This is a genomic window from Arthrobacter sp. Y3221114 (assembly GCF_059092625.1).
The window spans coordinates 182,509-202,683 of the sequence record NZ_JBNHHW010000007.1 but is presented as its reverse complement, the minus strand read 5'-3'; the positions used below and the strand labels follow the sequence as shown (position 1 = coordinate 202,683).

Here is a 20,175-nt window from a genome sequence, read left to right as displayed (position 1 = left end):
GCGGGCATGGCGTACAGCCCCGGGCCTTGGCTTGGGTTGGTCAGCGGCGACACAGCAGTACTCCTCGAACCGGGCGCCCCCGATGACATGGTGCAGCAGTTGTGGCAGGCGCTGGAGTCCGGCGCCACGCTCGAAGCGCTGCTGGGAACCGTCGTCTCCGGCTACGGCGCCAACCTGTCGGCCATGCCGCAGTTCGGCATCATCTCCTGCGCCGGCGGCATCCACGCGGTGCTCCGCGGCGACGTGGTGGCATCCGCGGATCCGGACGGGCAGGAACTGAGCGGGCGCGGTGTCTCCAGCTGGACCGAAGGACGGCTGGCGGCCGACCGCGTGGTCATTGCGGCCGGGGCCGGCGGGCCCCATCCGGCAGGCCAGCCGGGCCCATGGCTGCCGCTGCGCGCCGGCGCGGTACAGCTGGGTGCCCTTCGCATGGGCGCGGCAGTTGCCGCCGGACGGGTGCCAGGACCAAAGGGCGCAGCGAATTCGACGGAGACGGACCGTACGGCCGGCGTTTCGGCAGCTGCACCTGCACCGGTACCGGCTCCGGCGGCGCGGACCGAAGCGGCAGGGCCGGAGTCCGGCGGGGCGGAGGCCGGATGGTCCGAAAGCCTGGAAATGACCAGTCTCTACGTGCCGGAAGATGAGTCCGACGCCGCCGCTGCAGCCGATGAAATGGTGCCGGGCGTCGAACCGGTGCCGGACGCCGGGCAGGCCGCCGGCGCCCAAGCGGTGCCGGACACCGGGGCGGCAGATGATGGCCTGGACCAGACGGTTGTCCACGCCGCCGCGCAGCGGGCCAACCTGCAGGCACGGCCGCCCCTTGCCGCCGGCGGCGATGGCCAGGCGGGAGCCGCCGTCGCAGCGCGTCCCGCGGCGGCGGGCCGGACCGCCGGGCAGCCCGGCCAGCCGATGGACCTGATCGACGCCGTCCCCTGGCTGACGCCGTCTGCGTCCGCCCGCGCCGCCGCCGCGGCATCCGCCGCCGCGGAAGAGGCCAGGGATTCCCAGCCGGCCGAGCCGACCCACCGCGGCCCTGCCGCTGCCGGCCCGCCTGCCGGGTTCGTCCCGGGAGACCACGCCGACGGCGACCACGACGGGCAGACGCTGATGCGCAGCGACCTGCCCGAGGTCCCGGCAGCACCCGCCGCTGCCGCCGCACCCGCCGCTGCCGCCGCGGCGCCGTCGTCCGTGCCGAGCACCGCGCCCATGGTGCTGGCCCGTTTGTGCGGTCACGGCCACGCCAATCCACCGACCAGTTCAGCGTGCTCTGCATGCGGCGGGCAGCTGGGCGACGAGGCCCAGGAGGTGCAGCGGCCGGCGCTGGGGCACCTGCGGTTGTCCACCGGGGAAGTGGTGGAACTGGACAGGCCCGTGATCGTTGGACGGCAGCCCTCCGCGAACCGGGTCCAGGGCAGTGTGATGCCGCGGCTGGTTCCGGTGCACAGCGCCAGCGGGGATATTTCGCGCTCACACGTGGAAGTCCGGCTGGAAGGCTGGCACGTCATCCTTGCCGACCTGGACTCCACCAACGGGACCTTGCTCTTGCGCGGCCAGCAGGCGCCCCGGCGGCTGGGCCACGGCGAGGCGGTCATGCTGCTGGACGGCGACATCGCGGACCTGGGCGACGGCATCTCCCTGCGCTTTGAGGACCTGCCGTGAGCATGAAGCGCCCGCCCGCACCGCCGCCCGCCATCGAAGGCTACCGCTACGTCCGGCTGCTCGGCTCCGGGGGCTTCTCCGATGTCTATCTTTACGAACAGGATCGACCCAAGCGCCGGGTTGCGGTCAAGGTACTGCTGTCCGGGCTGAAGACCGAGGACGCCCGCCGCCGCTTCGAATCCGAAGCGAACCTCATGGCGCAACTGTCCACGCATCCGTTCATCGTCACGATCTACGAGGCCAATCTCACCGCCGACGGACATTCCTACCTGGCAATGGAGTACTGCTCGCGTCCCAGTCTGGACGTGCGGTACCGCAACGGGCCACTGGCGGTGGACGAGGTGCTGGCCCTCGGAATCCAGGTGGCCTCGGCCGTGGAAACCGCGCACCGGGCGGGAATCGCGCACCGCGACATCAAACCAGCCAACATCCTGGTCACCGACTACAACCGGCCGGCCCTGACCGACTTCGGCATCTCCTCCTCCGGCGCTGACGGCGGGGACGGCGACACCGGCATGTCCATCCCCTGGTCGCCACCGGAAGCATTCCAGGGTGCTGCCGGCAACGGCACCCGCAGCGACATCTGGTCGCTGGGTGCCACCGTCTACACGCTGCTGGCCGGGCGGTCCCCGTTCATCCAGCCCGGCGGAAACAACTCCCAACGGGACCTCATGGACCGCATCGCGCATGCGCCGCTGCCGCCGCTGCGCCGTGCCGACGTGCCCGCATCCCTGGAACTGGCCCTGGCTACGGCGATGGCAAAGTCGCCGGGCTCGCGGTTTACATCGGCCTATGCCTTCGCGCTGGCCCTGCAGCGGGTCCAGACGGAATTGAACCTCTCGGTGACCCCGTTCGAGGTGCTGGAGGAAGCGCGGTCGGCTCAGGCAGACGGCGGCGACGACGGCGAGGCGACGCGTGTCCGCGGGATTGTCTCCATCGACCCGTCCGCCGGCACGGCACCGACGGCACCCGGCTTCACCTTCCCCGAACGCACCGGGAGGCAGCCCGCCGGGTCGGCGCAGCCGGCAGCAGGCACCGCAGCCGGGCCGTGGCTGCCCGGCGGCCCCCACGGGCGGCCCCTGAAGCTGGACCCGGACGGCGCCACAGTGCTGCGGGACTCGGAACAGGACCAAGCGACGGACCCCGACGGCGAGGCGCGGCGCCGCCCCTGGGCCTGGGTGGCCGGGGCCGCCGCCGCGGCAGCGGTGCTCGCCGGTGCCGTCGTCGTGCTCAACCGCCCTGCCTCCGAGGCTGCAGTGCCCGAAACCCCCGTCAGCCGGCCGCCGGCAAACGCGTTGGAAGGCCTGTCCGGCAACGTTGTGCCGCCGGAGGACCTGGCCGCCCGGGTGCAGGGCGGCGAGGCAGTCTTCAGTTGGACCAATCCGGACCCCCGGGACGGCGACCTGTACATCTGGACGCCGGTGACCGCGTTGGGCCGGGGCGAGGCCGAGCGCACCGGTGAACCCGAGGCAACCATGCCCTTGGCGCAGAATGACCGGACCTGCATTGAAGTGGTGGTGGTGCGGGCCAATGGCCGGGCCTCGGATCCGGTCCGCGGCTGCGCGGACAAGTAGCTGCCCGGCCTGCGCGGCTTTCGCGGGTAGGTTTGAAACGTTGAATCACGCATTGGCCCCCGCGGTCGGTGCAGACAAGGGGGATAGCGGTGGCGGATGTGAGCATTGAGTTCTGCGGCGAATGGTATGAAGCCACGAACAACGACGTGTTCACCATCGGGCGCGAAGGCGACCTGGAGATCGACGACAATCCCTACCTGCACCGCAGGTTCCTGCAGATCGCCCACTATGACGGCATCTGGTGGCTGGCCAACGTTGGCTCCCTCATTTCCGCGACCATTGCCGATTCGACCGGGGGCATGCAGGCATGGCTGGCGCCGGGAGCGCGGATCCCGATGGTCTTCAGCCAGACGAACATCGTTTTCACGGCCGGCCCCACGACCTATGAACTGTCGGTCCATGTGAAGACGCCGTCGTTCCGCCAGGAACACCGGGACACGGATGCGGTGGGCGAAACCACCATCGGCCCGGTGGTGTTCACCGCGTCGCAGAAGGCCCTGATCCTGGCCTTGGCTGAACCGATGCTCAAGCGCGACGGGACCGGCCTCAGCTCAATCCCGTCGTCCTCGCAGGCGGCGGCCAGGCTGGGCTGGCCCCTGACCAAGTTCAACCGCAAGCTGGACAACGTCTGCGACAAACTGGACCGCGTGGGCGTCGCCGGACTGCGCGGCGGCGGCGGAAAGCTTGCCACCAACCGGCGCGCGCGGCTGGTCGAACACGCGGTGACCTCGCACCTGGTCACCGCGGCCGACCTGCCGCTGCTTGACGAACGGCCGGACGCGGAAGACTGAGCGGCCTGACGCGGAACACTGAGCGGCCGCCGGTCCAGCGGGGACTTGCGGGCTCCGCCATCGTCGCCTGAACCGCGCTTCTCGGGCAAGATAGTCAGGTGAGCACAGTCGAAACACCTGCCAGCGATATTCCCGGCGACGAGATCCGCCACGAGTACGAGCAGTTGACCGAGGACGTCCGCAAGTACCGCTACGCGTATTACAACGAGGACGCCCCGCTGGTCTCGGACGCCGAATTTGACCAGCTGTACCGGCGGCTGGAGGAGATCGAGGCACTGCACCCGGAGTTGGTGGCCAACGACTCGCCCACGCAGGAAGTCGGCGGCGAGGTTTCCGCCGCCTTCGCCCCGGTGGAGCACCTGCAGCGGATGTACTCGCTGGAGGACGTCTTCTCGCTGGACGAGCTGAAGGCCTGGGTGGACCGCGCCACAGCGTCGGTGGCCAACCTGGGCAACGGCAGGAAACTGCGCTGGCTCAGCGAAGTGAAGATCGACGGATTGGCCGTCAACCTGCTCTACCGCGATGGTGAACTGGTCCGGGCCGCGACCCGCGGAGACGGCACGACCGGCGAGGACATTACCCACAACGCCCTGACCATCGCCGACATCCCGCGCCGGCTCTCCGGCGGCAACATCCCGTCCGAGGTGGAGATCCGCGGCGAGATCTTCATCCCCACCAAGGACTTCCTGGCGCTGAACGAGCGGATGGTGGAGGCAGGCAAGGCGCCGTTCGCCAACCCGCGGAACTCCGCGGCCGGCTCGCTGCGGCAGAAGGACCCGAAGGTGACGGCCGAGCGGCCGCTGCACATGTTCGTCCACGGGATCGGCGCCCGCGAAGGGCTCGCCGCCGAGAGCCAATCGGACACCTACGCGATGCTGCAGGAATGGGGGCTGCCCACCAGCCCCTATTACAAGGTCGTGGACAGCTACGAAGAGGTACTGGAGTTCATCAAACACTACGGTGAACACCGGCATGACCTGCTGCACGAAATCGACGGCATCGTGGTCAAGGTGGACGACTTCGGCCTGCAGCGCGCGCTCGGCCACACCTCCAGGGTGCCCCGCTGGTCGGTGGCCTATAAGTATCCGCCGGAAGAGGTCCACACCAAGCTCTTGGACATCCGGGTGAACGTGGGCCGCACCGGCCGGGTCACCCCGTACGGCGTGATGGAACCGGTGAAGGTGGCCGGTTCCACCGTGGAGATGGCCACGCTGCACAACCAGGACGTGGTCAAGGCCAAGGGCGTGAAGATCGGCGACATCGTGGTGCTGCGCAAGGCCGGCGACGTGATCCCGGAGATCGTGGGCCCGGTGCTGGCGCTGCGGGATGCGCAGGATCCGCCGGTGCGCGATTTCGTGATGCCCACCGACTGCCCCTCGTGCGGCACACCGCTGGCTCCCGGCAAGGAAGGCGACGTCGACCTGCGCTGCCCTAATGCCAAGTCCTGCCCGGCGCAACTGACCGAGCGGGTGGCCCATCTGGCCGGCCGCGGCGCCTTCGACATCGAAGCGCTGGGCTACGAGGCCGCGTTCGCGCTGACCCGGCCGGCCGAACCCGAACAGCCTCCGCTCACCAACGAGGCGGGGATTTTCAGCCTCAGGCCCGAGGACCTGGCCGACGTGCGGATCCGCCGCGAGAAGAAGGCGAAGGGCGTGCCCACCGGAGAGACGGAACTGGTGCCCTACTTCTACACCAAGGGCACCGCTAAGAAGCCCTCTGTGCCCACGGCCAACACCAGGAAGCTCTTCGAGGAGTTGGAGAAGGCCAAGACCCAGCCGCTCTGGCGGGTCCTGGTGGCGTTGTCCATCCGGCACGTTGGTCCCACCGCTTCCCGCGCCCTGGCCACTGCGTTCGGGTCGATGGACGCCATCCGGGCCGCCAGCGAGGACCAGTTGGCGCACGTGGACGGGGTGGGCCCCACCATCGCGGCGGCGCTGAAAGAGTGGTTCGCCGAGGACTGGCATGCCGGGATTGTCGACGCCTGGGCCGCCGCCGGCGTGCGAATGGCCGACGAGGTGGACGAGAGCATGCCCCGCACGCTGGAGGGGCTGACCGTGGTGGTCACCGGGACGCTGCCGAACTTCAGCCGCGACGAGGCCAAGGAAGCGATCATCATCCGCGGCGGCAAGGCCTCCGGCTCCGTCTCGAAGAACACCAGCTATGTGGTGGCCGGCGAGAACGCGGGCACCAAACTGGACAAGGCCGAGTCCCTTGGCCTGACGGTGCTGGACGAGGACGGTTTCCGCCGGCTGCTGGAAACCGGCACGGCGTGACGGGGGAGCGGCCAGGGCCCGGCGCCGGCTGGCAGCAGTTGCTCTCCGCTCTGGCCAGCCACCGCCTGCGCGGGCTCTACGCTGCCCTGGTGCTGGGCCAACAGCCAGAGATGACCGCCAAGGAACGGCAGAAGCTGCTCGCCTCCGGCCTGGTGACGGACGACGGCGGTGCCCTCACCGTTGAGCCCGGTGTGTTCAAGGCCGCGCTGGCCGCGGCACGGAAACCCCAGCAGACGGGACCGGAAAGGTTCCTCGCCGGCGAGCTCGTGGTGCTGCCAGCCCGTGCCTCCGACCGGCTGGAACTGTTGGGCCATATCCGCGACCGCATCATTGCCGGCAGCGAGGTCATGGCTGAAAAGGAACTGAACGCCAGGCTGGCCGCCTTCACCCCCGATGTACCGATGCTCCGCCGTGCCCTGGTGGATTACGGCTTCCTGAACCGCGAGCCGGACGGCAGCGCCTATCGGATCCCGAACCGCCCCGCCAACGGCCCCGGGCGGCAGTAGCAGCGGAAAGCTGCGCCGAGAGCAGCGGCAGCCACTTCGCGAAACGCGCGGACATCCCGGCGGCCTCGTAAAACCATCGTGACTGGCATCACCGGCCATGGGACGATGGATGTGCGAGGTGAGCCATGAACGAGTTCTTTGCCGACGGTTTTCCCTGGTGGTTCATCTGGGTCGGTTTCGCCGTGGTCTCCGGTCTGGGACAGCGTGCCAAGCGCACCCGGCGCGGTCAGGGCTGGAACCGGACCGGTGGCCGGCGGCGCGAAAGCGCACGGTCGGAGGCGGCCCGGCGCGAGGCCGAACGGATGCGCGCCGCCGCCGTCGCGGAGCAGCAGCGGCTCCGCGACACCGCGGCGGTGATGGCCGACCATGACGCGGTGAACGCGCGCTGGCTGGATTACGAGCTGGACGTGGCCAAGCTGATCGATTTCCCCATGATGTCCGATGTCCGCGAGCCGCTCACGGTGGCGTTCCTGCGCGCCAAACGGACCGCGGACGGGCTGCGGCCGGTCACCGCCGCGGAAGTTGCCACCGACGAGCGGCTGCGCGAATATCGCGAGGCGGTGCGGGCCTATGAGGTGGCCTTCGACATCGCCGAACGCGAGGCCCGCCGCATTCAGGACCAGCACTTCAGCGGCCCCGAACGGCTGCGGCTGAACACCGCACGCCGGCTGCTGACCATCGCGGTGGACCGGGCGGCCACCCCCGCCGAGCGGCAGTTGGCCTACGCGCGGGCCCGCAAGGAGCTCGACGGTCTCTTGGCGCTGCCGGCCGAGGCCGTCGCCGCCCTGCAGCGGCGGGTCAATCCGGAATTGCTCCCGCCCCTGCCCCGCCCGGCGGCGGGACCGCCGGCGGGACGGCAATACGGCGGCGAGGCCTGAACCCCTATTGGCGCGCACCGCCCGGGGTGCGGGAAACTGGTCAGGCAAGCCCCGACGTCGTACTTTCGCTACCCGCAAGGACACCGCCCAAGCACATGCAGATCACCATCCGCCCTGCCACCGCCACCGATTTCGACGACGTTGAGCGCCTAACGCGCGAGGCGTACCTGGCCGCGGGACACTTCCCGGCAGCCGACCACCCGTATCTGGTGCACGTTTCCGACGTGGCGCACCGGGCACAGCATGCCGAGATCTGGGTGGCCGAGCGGGGCGGAAAGGTGGCCGGGGCGGTCACGCTGGCGCAGGCTGGCGGGAAGTACGCCGACATCGCGCGGGAGGGTGAACTGGAGTTCCGGATGCTGGCCGTGGATCCGGGGCTGCAGCGCTCCGGCGTCGGCCGGGCGCTCGTGGACGCCATCGTGGAGTACGCGCGCACGCTGCAGGGCATCGACGCCGTGAGCCTGACCACCGGCAGCGACTGGACCGCGGCGCACCGGCTGTATGAATCGCTGGGATTCGACCGTGCGCCGGAACGGGACTGGCCGGTGCCCGGAACGGATATCCGGCTGCTGGTCTTCGTCAAGCGCCTCTAGGCCGCCCACGGACCGCACGAGTACGCGGCCGCACTCAGGGTTTGCCCAGTGTGAACGAATCGGTGAAGTTCCCGTCGCCGGCGCCGACAAACGTAGCCTTCAGGGAGTCCTCGGTCACCTCGATCTCCACAAACCCGTGCGTGGGGTCGGCGTTCGCGCCGGAGCGGGCGGCGAAGTAGGGCGCCTCGGCATCGGAGCCGTTGATGTCGCGCAGCGGTTGCCCGCCGGTGCCGACCGTCGCGAAGACCGTGCCGGCACCCGACTCGAAGTCGGCGTCGGTGTCGGAGATGCAGGCATTATTGCTGTGCGCGGGCAGCAGCGACGGACAGTTCGGGCCCAGGGCGAGTTGGTGTGTCCGCTGGTAGAGGTGTTCGTGCCCGTGCAGCACCAGGTCCACCTTTTTGTCCAGGAACAGATCCGTCACGGCCGGGCCGGGATCGCACTCGTAGCGGCCCACCGAGTGGCAGGGCTTGTGGGAGCCAACCACAACCCACGGGATGTCCGCCGTGCGGGCCGAGTCTATGGCAGCCGTCGTCCACCGGTAATGCTCCGTGCCGGGAAGGTAGTCCCATCGGCCGGATTCGGGAAACTCCAGGCCCGGCGAAATCAGTATCAGCCGCACCAGGGGATCCCGCTGCGGGATGTCCACGAACCATTGGCGCCCATAGGTGCCGTGGACACCGGGTAAGCGGGGAGGAAGGCAGCGCGCGAATTCGTCGATCGAACCGTTCCTGCCATCGCTTTCGTGGTTTCCGGAAACCAACTGCAGGGGGATATCCGGCCCCAGGTGGTCGGTGACGAAACTACACCACCCCGATTCTGTGCCGGGAAGCCCGTAGGACAGGTCGCCGAGCGCCAGGCCGAACCGGGGACCGCTTCCCGCCATCGCTTCCAGCACCTGCGCGGCACCTTCGTCGAAGCCGAAGTCCCCGGCCGCCGCGAATTTCACGCTTTCCGCGGAGTTGCCGCCTGTCCGGGGCGCGGGGGCCGCCGGGCCGGCCGGGTCTGAGGCAGGTGGTGACGTAACCGGCGGCGCGGCCGGCGCGCGGGAGGTCATGGGAGAGGTGGGTCCTGCCGAGGCTAGCGGCGCCGGGGCGGGGGAGCCTTGCCCCGCGCTGCTGCAGCACGGCAGCAGCAGGGCGGTCAGGGCTATGGCAGCCAGCCGAGCCGGACGCATGGGGCCTCCTCGCCGCGTGAGGAATCCGGCAGCCGGTCGGAAGCCCGACACCCCTACCGGCCGTTCGCGGGGGCCACATTCTAGGCCCCCGGCGTAAGGCGGTCAAACTGCTTCGCGATTTTCCTTGTCGCCCGCTGGTCGTTTGTGCCACACTGGGGACAGCATTTTGAGTGATCCGTTGGGGAACACGCCGGGCGGCCAACGCCTCGATGGGGACCGGAGCTACGCCGGGACAGGCCGAACTCCTACCGTGCGGACCGGGCGTCCGCACAAGCATCATGGGTGAGCGGGGACGGGTAGTGACCCGAATCGCTCTGCGCCGTTGGGGGCGTTTTTATGTCTGGCTTCTTGGTTCGCTGGACCCTCAAATTCCGGTTGCTGGTCTTGGCTGCCGCGGCGGGCATTCTCGGGTTGGGACTGGTGACCCTGCCGTCGATGCCGGTGGACAACCTCCCCGAATTCGCCCCACCCCATGTCGAAATCCAGACCGAGGCGCTGGGCCTGTCGGCCGTAGAAGTCGAGCAGCTGATCACGTCTCCGATGGAGGCCGACCTGCTCAACGGCGTGGCATGGCTGGATGAAATCCGTTCGGTCTCCGTCCCGGGTTTGTCGTCCATCGAGATGGTCTTCGAACCCGGTACCGATATCCTGCGGGCCAGGCAGCTGGTGGCGGAGCGGTTGACGCAGGCCTTCGCGCTGCCGAACGTCTCTACGGCCCCGGTGCTGATGCAGCCGCTGTCGTCGAACAGCCGGGTCATGATGGTCCAGCTGAGCTCGGCCGAGCAGTCGGTGATCGACATGTCGGTGCTGGCGCGCTGGAACATCAAGCCCGTGCTGATGGGCGTCCCCGGGGTGGCCAACGTGTCGATCTGGGGCCAGCGTGAACAACAGCTCCAGGTCCATGTGGACCCCGAGCGCCTCCGCGCACAGGACGTGACGCTGAACCAGGTGATCGAAACCACGGGAAATGCCGTATGGGTCTCCCCGCTGAGCTTCCTGGAAGCTTCGACCCCGGGCACCGGCGGATTTTTGGAGTCTGCCAACCAACGCATCGGCATCCAGCACGTGCTGCCGATCCAGAACGCCGAGGACCTGGGCAAGGTCAGCGTCGAGGGGACCGGCGACAAACCGCTCCAGCTCTCCGATGTGGCCGAGTTGAGGGAGGACCACCAGCCGTTGATCGGCGACGCGGTAACCGGAGACACCCCGGGGCTCATCCTGGTCATCGAAAAATTCCCCGATGCCAACGTCGTCGAGGTCACCAAACACCTCGAGGAGGCATTGGACGAGCTTCGCCCCGGATTGCCCGGCATCGAGGTGGATTCCACGATCTTCCGCCCGGCAAGCTTTTTGGAGTCCGCCGCGAACCAGTTGGGACTGGCGCTGCTCATCGGCCTGCTCGTGGTGACCGTTGGCATCGGCCTTGCCTTCCGATCCTGGCGGTATGCCCTCATCGGGCTGGCGGCAATCGTCCTGTCGGCGGTGGCTGCGGCGCTGATACTGCAGTGGCAGGGAGCCGTGCTGAACACCATGGCTTTCGCAGGCATCGTGCTGGCGCTGATCGTCGGCGTGGGCGACGTCATCGCCGACCTGCACAGCGTCCGGCACAAAGACACCGGCCAGCCTGCGCGAACCTTCGCGCCGGCCCCAGCGCACCCGGCGGGGCAGGAAACGGCGGCAGGCGACCCGGCCGGCTTCGGCGGGAACCAGCAACCGGCGGAGGCAACGGCGACCGACGGCCGGGAAAGCCTGCTGGCCCGGGCCCTGCGGCGGTCGAGAATGCCCATGATATTCGCGGCCCTGGCAACGTTGCTCGCGCTGGCGCCGGCCTTGTTCATCCGGGGCGTCGACGGCGCCTTGCTGAGGCCCCTGATCCTCTCCTACCTGCTGGCCGTCGCCGTCGGGTTTATTGTTGCCCACACCGTCACGCCCGCCCTGGCCAGCATTCTGGTGCCCGCCCGGGAGAAGACGAGGCCGGTCCCCGCCGCCGTGCAGAAGGTCCAGCGCAGGCTGGACCACCTGCTCGCCTCCGCCGCCGAGGGGCGGCGCTGGCTGGCAGCCGGCGTAGTCGCCATCCTCGGGATCGCCGCCCTGGCTGCGGTCCCGCTCGTCGCTGCCGGAAACCCCGTGGTGGCTTCCGTGCCGGACCGCACCCTGCTGATTCAGTGGGACGCCGCCCCCGGCACCGCCAATACCGAGATGAACCGCATTACCGCCAGGGCCAGCGATGAACTACGGACGGTCGACGGCGTCGCTGCCGTCGGCGGCCACGTGGGGAGGGCCATCACGTCGGATACCGAGGCGAACGTCAGTTCCAGTGAGATCTGGGTGACGCTCGAGGACGGCGCGAGCTTCGACCGGGTCAAAGCCGACGTGCAGGGAATCGTCGACGGCTACCCCGGCCTGGCGAACCGGGTGCTGACCTATCCGGAAGGCCAGGTCGACCGGGTTCGGCAGGCCAACGAGCAGGGCTTCCAAGTACGCGTCTACGGAATAGAGCTGCCCATCCTGCGGGAGAAGGCCGAAGAGCTCCAACAGGTCATGGCCGGGATCGACGGTGTAGCCAATCCGCGGCTGGACATTGCGGTGGACCAGCCGATCGCGGAGATCGAGGTGGACTTGGACGCCGCCGAACGGGTGGGCATCAAACCGGGAGACGTGCGCCGCGCCGCCGCCGCCATCCTGCAGGGCATCGAAGTCGGGTTCATCTTCGAGCAGCAAAAGGTTTTCCAGGTGATCGTCAAGGGCGACGAAGCTACCCGGGGCAGCCTCACCAGTGTCCGCGAGCTGTCCGTCGATACTCCCGATGGCGGCAGCGTGCGGCTCGGCGACGTAGCCGACGTGCGCATTAGTCCAAACCAGACGGTCATTCATCATGACAACACCTCGCGCCGCATCGACGTGCTCGCCGATATCGAGGGGCGCAGCCTGGGCGAGGTTCAGTCGGAAATCCGCGCAGCGATCGCCGAGATGGAATTTCCGGTCGAGTACCACGCGGAAATCCCGCCCCAGTACGAAGAACAGCAGGTTTCAGCCCAGCTGATTTGGTGGCTCGCGGCCGCGGCTGCCGTCGGCATCCTGATCCTGCTGCAAACCGTGCTCGGTAGTTGGCGGCTCGCCGCCCTGGTGCTGCTGGCACTGCCGGTCGCGCTGTCCGGAGGAGTGCTCGCGATCCTGCTCACCGGTGGCGATGGATCGCTGTATGCGTTGGTGGGGCTCGCGGCGGTGCTCGGCTTTGCCATCCGGGAAGCGTTGCAGCTGGTGGGGCATTTCCAGACGTTGCAGAGCGACGACCCGTCCCGTCGTCCGGTCGAACTGATGCGCAGGGCCGTCGGCGACCGGTTGCCGCCGATGCTCCTGGCGGCTGCGGTCGCTGCCCTGGCACTGGTGCCCTTGGTCGCCTTGGGCGGAACCGTCGGAGCCGTCACCATCCTGCCCCTGGCCGTGGTGGTTTGGGGCGGCCTGATCACCACCGCACTGCTGGTGCTGTGGGTCCTGCCGGTTCTGGTCCTCACGCTCGGATCTTCCGGCCAACCCGACTGGTCGAACTCACTGGTCAATATGCACGAGTCTGTACTGCAACGGAGGCAGGAAATGTCATGACTGGCCAACGTCATGGACGCCACAGTGCGCTGGTCGCAGCGACGGCCGCGGCAACCATTGTGTTGTCCGGCTGCGCGGCAGCCGGCCCGGAAATGGAACCCCAGGGCATCGAGGCCGCCGTCAAGGAGACGATTCCCGGCTCCGAGCTGAACCGGCTCACCCTCACCGAGCAAGCGGCGGAACGGCTGGACCTGACCACGGAGCCGGTGGCCGCCGGAACCGGGAGCGGGCTGGAAATTCCCTACAGCTCGCTGATCTACGATGCTGCCGGCGACACCTGGGTCTACACCAACCCCGAACCCCTGGTCTTCGTCCGGGCTCCCGTCGAGGTGGACCGGATCGAGGGCGACGTCGTGCACCTCAGCGACGGCCCGGAGCCCGGCACCGACATAGTCACCCTCGGTGCCGCCGAACTCTTCGGCGCCGAGTTCGATACGGCCCACTGACATGCGCCGGATCGTCGCTTTCAGCCTCAAATTCCGGTCCGTGGTGGTGGCCATCGCCGTCGGAATCATGCTGTTCGGCGGCGTCAGCCTGAGTACCGCATCGGTGGACGTTTTCCCTGAGTTCGCACCGCCGAAAGTCGAAATCCAGACGATCTGCATCGGCCTGACCGCCTCCGAGGTGGAGGAGCTGGTCACCGTCCCGCTGGAAGAGGCCCTGAACGGCGTCGAGGGCCTGGACGACCTGCGCTCGAAATCCGTTTCCCAACTGTCCTCCATCGTGCTGATCTTCGAACCGGACACGGACCTGTTGACCGCCCGGCAACTGGTATCGGAGCGGATCGCCAACACCACCCCGACCCTGCCCACCTGGGCATCGCCGCCGGTCATGCTGCAGCCGTTGTCGTCGACCAGCCGCGTCATGAAGATTGGCCTGACCTCCGACGAGCGCTCGCTGATCGAGATGTCGATGATCAGCTACTGGAAGATCCGCGCCCACCTGCTCCGCGTGCCCGGCGTCGCGAACGTGGCCATCTGGGGCGAGCGACTGCAGATGCTGCAGGTGCAGGCCGAACCCGAGAAGATGCGCGCCGAGGGCGTGTCGCTGAACCAGGTGATGACGGTCACCGCCGAAGCCCTGGATGCAGGGCTGCTGCAATATTCCCCCGGCGCGGTGATCGGCACCGGCGGCTACATCGGGACACCCAACCAGCGCCTGGGCATCCAACACGTGCTGCCCATTACGACGCCGGAGGCCCTGGCCAAGGTGACCATCGACGAGCGCGACGGCGATCCGCTGCGCCTGGGCGACGTTGCGCGCGTGGTTGAGGACCACCAGCCACTCATCGGGGACGCCGTGATCAACCAGGGCGAGGGGCTCATGCTCATCGTGGAGAAACTTCCCTGGGGCAACACCCTGGAAGTCACCAAAGGGGTGGAAGCGGCGCTGAAGACGATGGAGCCGGGCCTGAGCGGCATCGAGATCGACACGGAAATCTTCCGGCCCGCCAGCTTCATCGAAGAATCGCTGAACAACCTGACCGTGGCGCTGCTGCTCGGAACCGTCCTGGTGATGATGGTCCTCGGCGCGTTCCTGTTCCAATGGCGCACCGCGCTGATCAGCATAATCGCGATTCCGCTATCGCTCGTGACCGCCGCTCTGGTGCTTTACCTCAGCGGCAGTTCGGTCAACACGATGGTCCTGGCGGGGCTGGTCATTGCCGTGGGCGTGGTCGTAGACGATGCCATCATCGACATCGAGAACATCATCCGGCGGCTGCGCCAGCACCGCGCCGAAGGCGGCAGCAGGTCCACCATGCGGGTGGTGCTGGACGCTTCCCTTGAGGTCCGTGGGCCGATCGTTTATGCCACGTTGATCATCATCGTGGCGGCCATCCCCATCTTCTTCCTCGAAGGACTCACCGGGGCGTTCTTTCGGCCGCTGGCCATCTCCTACACCCTGGCCGTGCTCGCCTCGATGCTGGTCGCCCTGACGGTCACCCCGGCGCTGGCCCTGATCCTCATGCGCAACGTGCCGTTGGAGTCACGCGAGCCTCCGCTGGTACGGGTCCTCAAACGCGGCTACCACGCCATCCTCAAGCGCTTCGTGCGGCGCCCGCGTCCGAGCTACGTGGTCTTCGGCGCCATCGCGGCAGCCGGGGCCGTTATGGCGCCATTCCTCGGGCAGTCGCTGCTGCCGGACTTCAAGGAGCGGGACTTCCTGATGCACTGGGTCACGCAGCCCGGCACCTCGGTAGGGGAGGAGTACCGCATCAGCCAGCGAGCCTGCGCGGAACTGCTGCAAATCGAGGGCGTGCGCAACTGCGGCGCCCACATCGGCCAGGCGTTTGCCGCCGACGAGGTGGTCGGGGTCAACTTCGGCGAGAACTGGATCAGCATCGACCCGGCGGTGGACTACGACAAGACCCTGGCCGCGGTCCAGGAGGTCGTGGAAGGCTACCCCGGCATATACCGCGACGTGCAGACCTATCTGAAGGAACGGATCCGCGAGGTGCTGACCGGATCGAGTAACGCGGTGGTGGTGCGGCTCTACGGCGATGACCTGGACATGCTGCGGGAGAAAGCCGAGGAAATCAACGAGATATTCCAGTCAACCGACGGCGCCATCGACGAGCACGTGTCATTGCAGGTGGACGTGCCGCAACTTGAAGTGACCGTCGACCTGGAGACGGCACAGCGGTACGGGCTGAAACCCGGCGACGTCCGGCGCGCCGCGGCAACGCTGGTGGCCGGAGAAGAGGTGGGCGACGTCTACCGGGGCGGGAAGGCCTACGACGTCCAGGTTTGGAGTCCGGAGGAGATCCGATCCGACGTGACCAGCATCAGAAACCTGCCCATCGACACCCCGAGCGGCGAGCGCATCCGGTTGGCGGACGTCGCCGACGTCAGCCTGCGGCCCACGCCGAACGTCATCGAACGTGACGACAACTCCCGCCGCATCGACATCGAGGCCAACGTCGAAGACGGGGCGCTGGCGTCAGTGGTCGCGGCGATGGAGGCCGGGCTGGCAGAGATCGAGCTGCCGCCCGGGTTCCATGCCGAAATCCTCGGCGAGTACGAAGAACGGCAGGAAGCCACGCAGCTGCTGCTGACCCTCGCGGTTGTGGCGCTCGCCGTCATCTATTTGCTGCTGCAGGTGTCCTTCGGCAGCTGGCGCCTGGCGACGATGATAATGCTGACCCTGCCGATCGCGCTGGTGGGCGGCGTGTTTGCGGCTTTCCTGGGCGGCGGCGTGCTCTCCCTCGGGTCCATCGTCGGGTTCCTGACCGTGATGGGCATAGCCGCGCGCAACAGCATCCTGCTGATCAACCATTGCCAGCACCTGGAGAAGTTCGAGGGCGAAACCTTCGGTCCGGCGCTGGTGCTGCGCGGCGCGGGCGAACGTCTCTCGCCGATCTTGATGACCACGCTCGCTACCGGATTGGCGCTCGTGCCCCTGGTGGTGATGGGCAGCATCCCGGGGCACGAGATCGAGCATCCGATGGCGTTGGTTATCCTCGGCGGGCTGGTCACTTCCACGCTGTTGAACCTCTTCGTGGTCCCTTCGCTGTACTTGCGGTTCGCCAAGCCCAAGGCCGAACGCAGGGAAGCCGAGGCTGTCGCCGTGGGATAGTCCCTCGGCTTCCCTGGCGAATCCCGACCCTTCTGCGCCGGTAGACTGAGAAGGAAAAGCATTCCATCCGCGTAGGAGACTCATGTCTGAGATCAATCGTGCGGCGGTGGCGCATTTGGCGCGGCTGGCCCACATTGAGATGACCGCCGAAGAACTGGACAAGATGGCCGGCGAACTCGACGTCATTGTCGATTCGATCAAGTCCGTCCAGGAAGTTGCCAGCCCCGATGTTCCGGCGACCTCGCACCCGATCCCGCTGAACAATGTGTTCCGCGAGGACGTGGTGGGCGAGACGCTGAGCCAGGAACTTGCCCTGGCGAACGCACCCGACCAGGCCGACGGCCGGTTCAAAGTTCCGGCGATCCTGGACGAGGAGTAAGACGCAGCCATGAGCGAACTGATTACCCATAGTGCGGCCAAAATGGCCGAGATGCTGGCCGCCTCGGAGGTGTCCTCGGTCGAGGTCACCCAGGCGCATTTGGACCGCATCGCCGAGGTCGACGGCGACCTCAACGCGTTCCTGCACGTGAACACCGACGAGGCGCTCGCGGTAGCGGCGGACGTGGACAAAGCCCGTGCCGCCGGCGAAGAGCTGCATGCGCTGGCGGGCGTACCGATTGCGATCAAGGACCTGATCGTCACCGTGGGCCAGCCCACCACCGCCGGCTCGAAGATCCTCGAGGGCTGGATGAGCCCGTACGACGCCACCGTGATCAAGAAAATCCGGGCGGCCCGCATGCCGATGCTGGGCAAGACCAACCTGGACGAATTCGCCATGGGTTCCTCCAGCGAGCACTCCGCCTACGGTCCCACCCGCAACCCGTGGGACCTGGACCGGATCCCCGGTGGCTCCGGCGGCGGCTCTGCGGCCGCCGTGTCCGCATTCGAGGCACCGCTGGCGCTGGGCACCGACACCGGCGGTTCCATCCGCCAGCCGGCCGCAGTGACCGGTTCGGTGGGCGTCAAGCCGACCTATGGCGGAGTGTCCCGCTACGGCGCGATTGCGATGGCGTCTTCGTTGGACCAGATCGGTCCGGTGACGCGCACGGTGCTGGACGCCGCGTTGCTGCATGAGGTTATCGGCGGACACGACCCGGCCGACTCCACCTCGCTGACCGACCCGGTGGGTGCGCTGGTCGAGGCCGCCCGGAACGGCGACGTGCGGGGCATGCGCATCGGCGTGATCAAGGAACTGCAGGGCGAAGGCTACGCGGCCGGCGTGCAGGCCCGCTTCGACGAGGCCCTGGAACTGCTGCGCGGGGCCGGTGCCGAGGTGCTGGAGGTCTCCTGCCCGAACTTCAAGTACGCGCTGGGCGCCTACTACCTGATCATGCCCTCGGAGGTTTCCTCCAACCTGGCCAAGTTCGACGGTGTCCGCTACGGACACCGCGTGCTGCCGGCCGAGGGCCCGATGACGATCGAACGCGTGATGGGTGCGACACGTGCCGCCGGCTTCGGCGACGAGGTCAAGCGCCGCATCATCCTGGGCACCTACGCCCTGTCCGCAGGCTACTACGACGCCTACTACGGTTCGGCGCAGAAGGTCCGCACGCTGGTCCAGCGCGACTTTGCCGCAGCGTTTGAGACCGTCGACGTGCTGGTCTCTCCCACGGCGCCGACGGCCGCGTTCAAGCTGGGCGAGAAGCTGGACGACCCGATGGCCATGTACCTCAACGACGTGGCCACCATTCCGGCGAACCTTGCCGGAGTACCTGGCATCTCGGTGCCGGGCGGCTTGGCCGACGGACTGCCGGTGGGTATCCAGTTCCTGGCCCCCGCCCGTGAAGATGCCCGTTTGTACCGCGCCGGCGCCGGTCTTGAAAACCTGCTGGAAGCCCAGTGGGGCGGCCCGCTGCTGGCCCAGGCTCCTGTCCTCGGAGGTGTGAAGTAAATGGCTGCAACACAAGAGTTGGTCTCCTTCGAAGAGGCGATGGCGAAGTACGACCCGGTCCTCGGGTTCGAGGTCCACGTCGAGCTGAACACGAAGACCAAAATGTTCTCCGCCGCTCCGAACGCGTTCGGCGATGTGCCGAATACGAACGTGTCGCCGGTGGACCTGGGCCTGCCCGGCGTCCTGCCGGTGGTCAACAAGTCGGCGGTGGAGTACTCGATCCTGATTGGGCTCGCGCTCAACTGCAAGATCGCCGAGTCCTGCTTCTTCGCCCGGAAGAATTACTTCTACCCGGACACCCCGAAGAACTTCCAGACCTCACAGTACGAAGACCCGATCTGTTACGACGGCTACCTGGACATCGAGCTGGAAGACGGCGAAGTGTTCCGTGTGGAGATTGAACGCGCGCACATGGAGGAGGACGCGGGCAAGCTCACCCACATGGGAGGCGCCACCGGCCGGATTCAGGGCGCCGAGTACTCGCTGGTGGACTACAACCGCGCCGGCGTCCCGCTCGTGGAGATCGTCACCAAGCCGATCGTCGGAGCCGGCTCCCGTGCTCCGGAACTGGCCCGTGCCTACGTGGCCGCCGTCCGCGAGATCGTCAAGAATCTGGGCGTCTCCGACGCGCGGATGGAACGCGGGAACGTCCGCTGCGACGCTAACGTGTCCCTGATGCCCAAGGGCTCGGAGCAGTTCGGCACCAGGTCCGAGACCAAGAACGTGAACTCGCTGCGTGCGGTGGAGCGTGCCGTCCGCTTCGAGATCCAGCGCCACGCCGGGGTCCTGGACGCCGGCCAGAAAGTGGTCCAGGAGACCCGCCACTGGCACGAGGACACCCGCTCCACGACCGCGGGCCGGCCCAAGTCCGACGCCGATGACTACCGCTACTTCCCGGAACCGGACCTGGTCCCCGTGGTCACCACCGAAGAGTGGATCGAAGAACTGCGTGCCCGGCTGCCTGAGCCGCCCGCCGAGCGGCACAAGCGGCTGAAGGCCGAATGGGGCTATTCCGACGCCGAATTCCGTGACGTGGTCAACGCCGGCGTGATGGAGTCGATCGAAGAAACCATTGCCGCCGGTGCCTCCGCTGCTGTGGCCCGCAAGTGGTGGATGGGCGAGATCTCTCGCCGCGCCAAGGAGGCCGAAATTGAGCCTTCGGAACTGGGCGTGACCCCGCTGACCGTGGTCGAGCTGGACCGCCTGGTGCAGGCCGGCAAGATCAACGACAAGCTGGCCCGCCAGGTGCTCGACGGCGTGCTCGCCGGTGAGGGCACACCGGAGGAGGTCGTGGAGAAGCGCGGCCTGGCAGTGGTGTCGGACGATTCGGCCCTGCTGGAAGCAATCGACGCCGCGCTGGCGGCCCAGCCTGATGTGGCCGAGAAGATCCGCGGCGGCAAGGTCCAGGCCGCTGGCGCCATCGTGGGCGGGGTCATGAAGGCCACCCGCGGGCAGGCCGACGCCGGTCGGGTCCGGGAGCTGATCTTTGAACGTCTCGGCGTTCAGGGTTAGCCGGTGGAGCGGACGATGAACGGCACTGCGTGGGGCGTCACCCGCGCCGATATCGGCCCGGTTCCGCGGCGCCCGGCCGGCCCGGGTACGCGCGCGTCCACCGGCGCCGACATCGGGCCGGTTCCGCTGGCCTAGCGGAGCA

General features: G+C 68.0%; 14 protein-coding genes. 13 read left to right on the top strand and 1 reads right to left on the bottom strand.

Features of this window, described 5'->3' with window-relative positions; genetic code table 11:
• The first annotated feature begins 6 nt into the window (after positions 1 to 6).
• From AC5RV3_RS15460 to AC5RV3_RS15430, 7 genes are all read left to right on the top strand, one after another.
• Positions 7 to 1,659: an FHA domain-containing protein gene (locus tag AC5RV3_RS15460; RefSeq protein WP_494122872.1), complete on the top strand. Its 1,653-nt coding sequence runs from the start codon at positions 7 to 9 to the stop codon at positions 1,657 to 1,659.
• Complete coding sequence (locus AC5RV3_RS15455; RefSeq protein ID WP_494122871.1) at positions 1,656 to 3,233, top strand: serine/threonine-protein kinase; 1,578 nt, start codon at positions 1,656 to 1,658, stop codon at positions 3,231 to 3,233. Before AC5RV3_RS15460 ends, AC5RV3_RS15455 begins: the two co-directional genes overlap by 4 nt.
• Positions 3,234 to 3,322: 89 nt before the next feature.
• The gene (locus AC5RV3_RS15450) at positions 3,323 to 4,024 is read left to right on the top strand and encodes a hypothetical protein (RefSeq protein WP_493988059.1); all 702 of its coding nucleotides are present in this window, start codon (positions 3,323 to 3,325) and stop codon (positions 4,022 to 4,024) included.
• 98 nt (positions 4,025 to 4,122) lie between these two features.
• Entirely contained in the window at positions 4,123 to 6,297 is a 2,175-nt protein-coding gene (ligA, locus tag AC5RV3_RS15445; protein WP_494122870.1) for an NAD-dependent DNA ligase LigA, read from the top strand.
• Complete coding sequence (locus AC5RV3_RS15440; RefSeq protein ID WP_494122869.1) at positions 6,294 to 6,803, top strand: DUF2087 domain-containing protein; 510 nt, start codon at positions 6,294 to 6,296, stop codon at positions 6,801 to 6,803. Before ligA ends, AC5RV3_RS15440 begins: the two co-directional genes overlap by 4 nt.
• A gap of 125 nt (positions 6,804 to 6,928) precedes the next feature.
• A complete protein-coding gene (locus tag AC5RV3_RS15435; RefSeq protein WP_494122868.1) occupies positions 6,929 to 7,681 on the top strand; it encodes a hypothetical protein in 753 nt (250 codons plus the stop codon).
• Positions 7,682 to 7,776: 95 nt separating this feature from the next.
• Positions 7,777 to 8,274 carry a GNAT family N-acetyltransferase gene (locus tag AC5RV3_RS15430; protein WP_494122867.1) on the top strand — a complete coding sequence of 166 codons (498 nt, stop codon included), beginning with the start codon at positions 7,777 to 7,779 and terminating at the stop codon, positions 8,272 to 8,274.
• A 34-nt stretch (positions 8,275 to 8,308) separates the two neighbouring features.
• Here AC5RV3_RS15430 and AC5RV3_RS15425 read toward each other — a convergent pair whose 3' ends face one another.
• A complete protein-coding gene (locus tag AC5RV3_RS15425) occupies positions 8,309 to 9,451 on the bottom strand; it encodes a metallophosphoesterase (protein WP_494122866.1) in 1,143 nt (380 codons plus the stop codon).
• Positions 9,452 to 9,787: 336 nt separating this feature from the next.
• Between AC5RV3_RS15425 and AC5RV3_RS15420 the strand changes: the two genes are divergently transcribed.
• The 6 genes from AC5RV3_RS15420 to gatB all read left to right on the top strand — a co-directional run bounded on the left by AC5RV3_RS15420 (position 9,788) and on the right by gatB (position 20,033).
• Positions 9,788 to 13,054, top strand: a complete 3,267-nt coding sequence (locus AC5RV3_RS15420; protein WP_494122865.1) for an efflux RND transporter permease subunit — start codon at positions 9,788 to 9,790, stop codon at positions 13,052 to 13,054.
• Entirely contained in the window at positions 13,051 to 13,500 is a 450-nt protein-coding gene (locus AC5RV3_RS15415; RefSeq protein ID WP_494091805.1) for a hypothetical protein, read from the top strand. Before AC5RV3_RS15420 ends, AC5RV3_RS15415 begins: the two co-directional genes overlap by 4 nt.
• 1 nt (position 13,501) lies before the next feature.
• Positions 13,502 to 16,630: an efflux RND transporter permease subunit gene (locus tag AC5RV3_RS15410; RefSeq protein ID WP_494122864.1), complete on the top strand. Its 3,129-nt coding sequence runs from the start codon at positions 13,502 to 13,504 to the stop codon at positions 16,628 to 16,630.
• An 82-nt stretch (positions 16,631 to 16,712) separates the two neighbouring features.
• Positions 16,713 to 17,009: an Asp-tRNA(Asn)/Glu-tRNA(Gln) amidotransferase subunit GatC gene (gatC, locus tag AC5RV3_RS15405; RefSeq protein WP_493977642.1), complete on the top strand. Its 297-nt coding sequence runs from the start codon at positions 16,713 to 16,715 to the stop codon at positions 17,007 to 17,009.
• Positions 17,010 to 17,018: 9 nt separating this feature from the next.
• Positions 17,019 to 18,521 (top strand): Asp-tRNA(Asn)/Glu-tRNA(Gln) amidotransferase subunit GatA, encoded by a 1,503-nt coding sequence (gene gatA, locus AC5RV3_RS15400; RefSeq protein WP_493988064.1) that lies wholly within the window; start codon positions 17,019 to 17,021, stop codon positions 18,519 to 18,521.
• Entirely contained in the window at positions 18,522 to 20,033 is a 1,512-nt protein-coding gene (gene gatB, locus AC5RV3_RS15395; protein ID WP_494111444.1) for an Asp-tRNA(Asn)/Glu-tRNA(Gln) amidotransferase subunit GatB, read from the top strand. It begins immediately after the preceding gene.
• The last annotated feature ends 142 nt before the right edge of the window (positions 20,034 to 20,175 follow it).

Excerpts from the sequence above, each read along its gene's own strand:
- gatB (WP_494111444.1), top strand. The coding sequence starts at position 18,522 with ATGGCTGCAACACAAGAGTTGGTCTCCTTCGAAGAGGCGATGGCGAAG.
- AC5RV3_RS15410 (WP_494122864.1), top strand. The coding sequence starts at position 13,502 with ATGCGCCGGATCGTCGCTTTCAGCCTCAAATTCCGGTCCGTGGTGGTG.
- AC5RV3_RS15420 (WP_494122865.1), top strand. The coding sequence starts at position 9,788 with ATGTCTGGCTTCTTGGTTCGCTGGACCCTCAAATTCCGGTTGCTGGTC.
- gatC (WP_493977642.1), top strand. The coding sequence starts at position 16,713 with ATGTCTGAGATCAATCGTGCGGCGGTGGCGCATTTGGCGCGGCTGGCC.
- gatA (WP_493988064.1), top strand. The coding sequence starts at position 17,019 with ATGAGCGAACTGATTACCCATAGTGCGGCCAAAATGGCCGAGATGCTG.
- AC5RV3_RS15415 (WP_494091805.1), top strand. The coding sequence starts at position 13,051 with ATGACTGGCCAACGTCATGGACGCCACAGTGCGCTGGTCGCAGCGACG.
- AC5RV3_RS15430 (WP_494122867.1), top strand. The coding sequence starts at position 7,777 with ATGCAGATCACCATCCGCCCTGCCACCGCCACCGATTTCGACGACGTT.
- AC5RV3_RS15435 (WP_494122868.1), top strand. The coding sequence starts at position 6,929 with ATGAACGAGTTCTTTGCCGACGGTTTTCCCTGGTGGTTCATCTGGGTC.
- AC5RV3_RS15460 (WP_494122872.1), top strand. The coding sequence starts at position 7 with ATGGCGTACAGCCCCGGGCCTTGGCTTGGGTTGGTCAGCGGCGACACA.
- AC5RV3_RS15425 (WP_494122866.1), bottom strand. The coding sequence starts at position 9,451 with ATGCGTCCGGCTCGGCTGGCTGCCATAGCCCTGACCGCCCTGCTGCTG.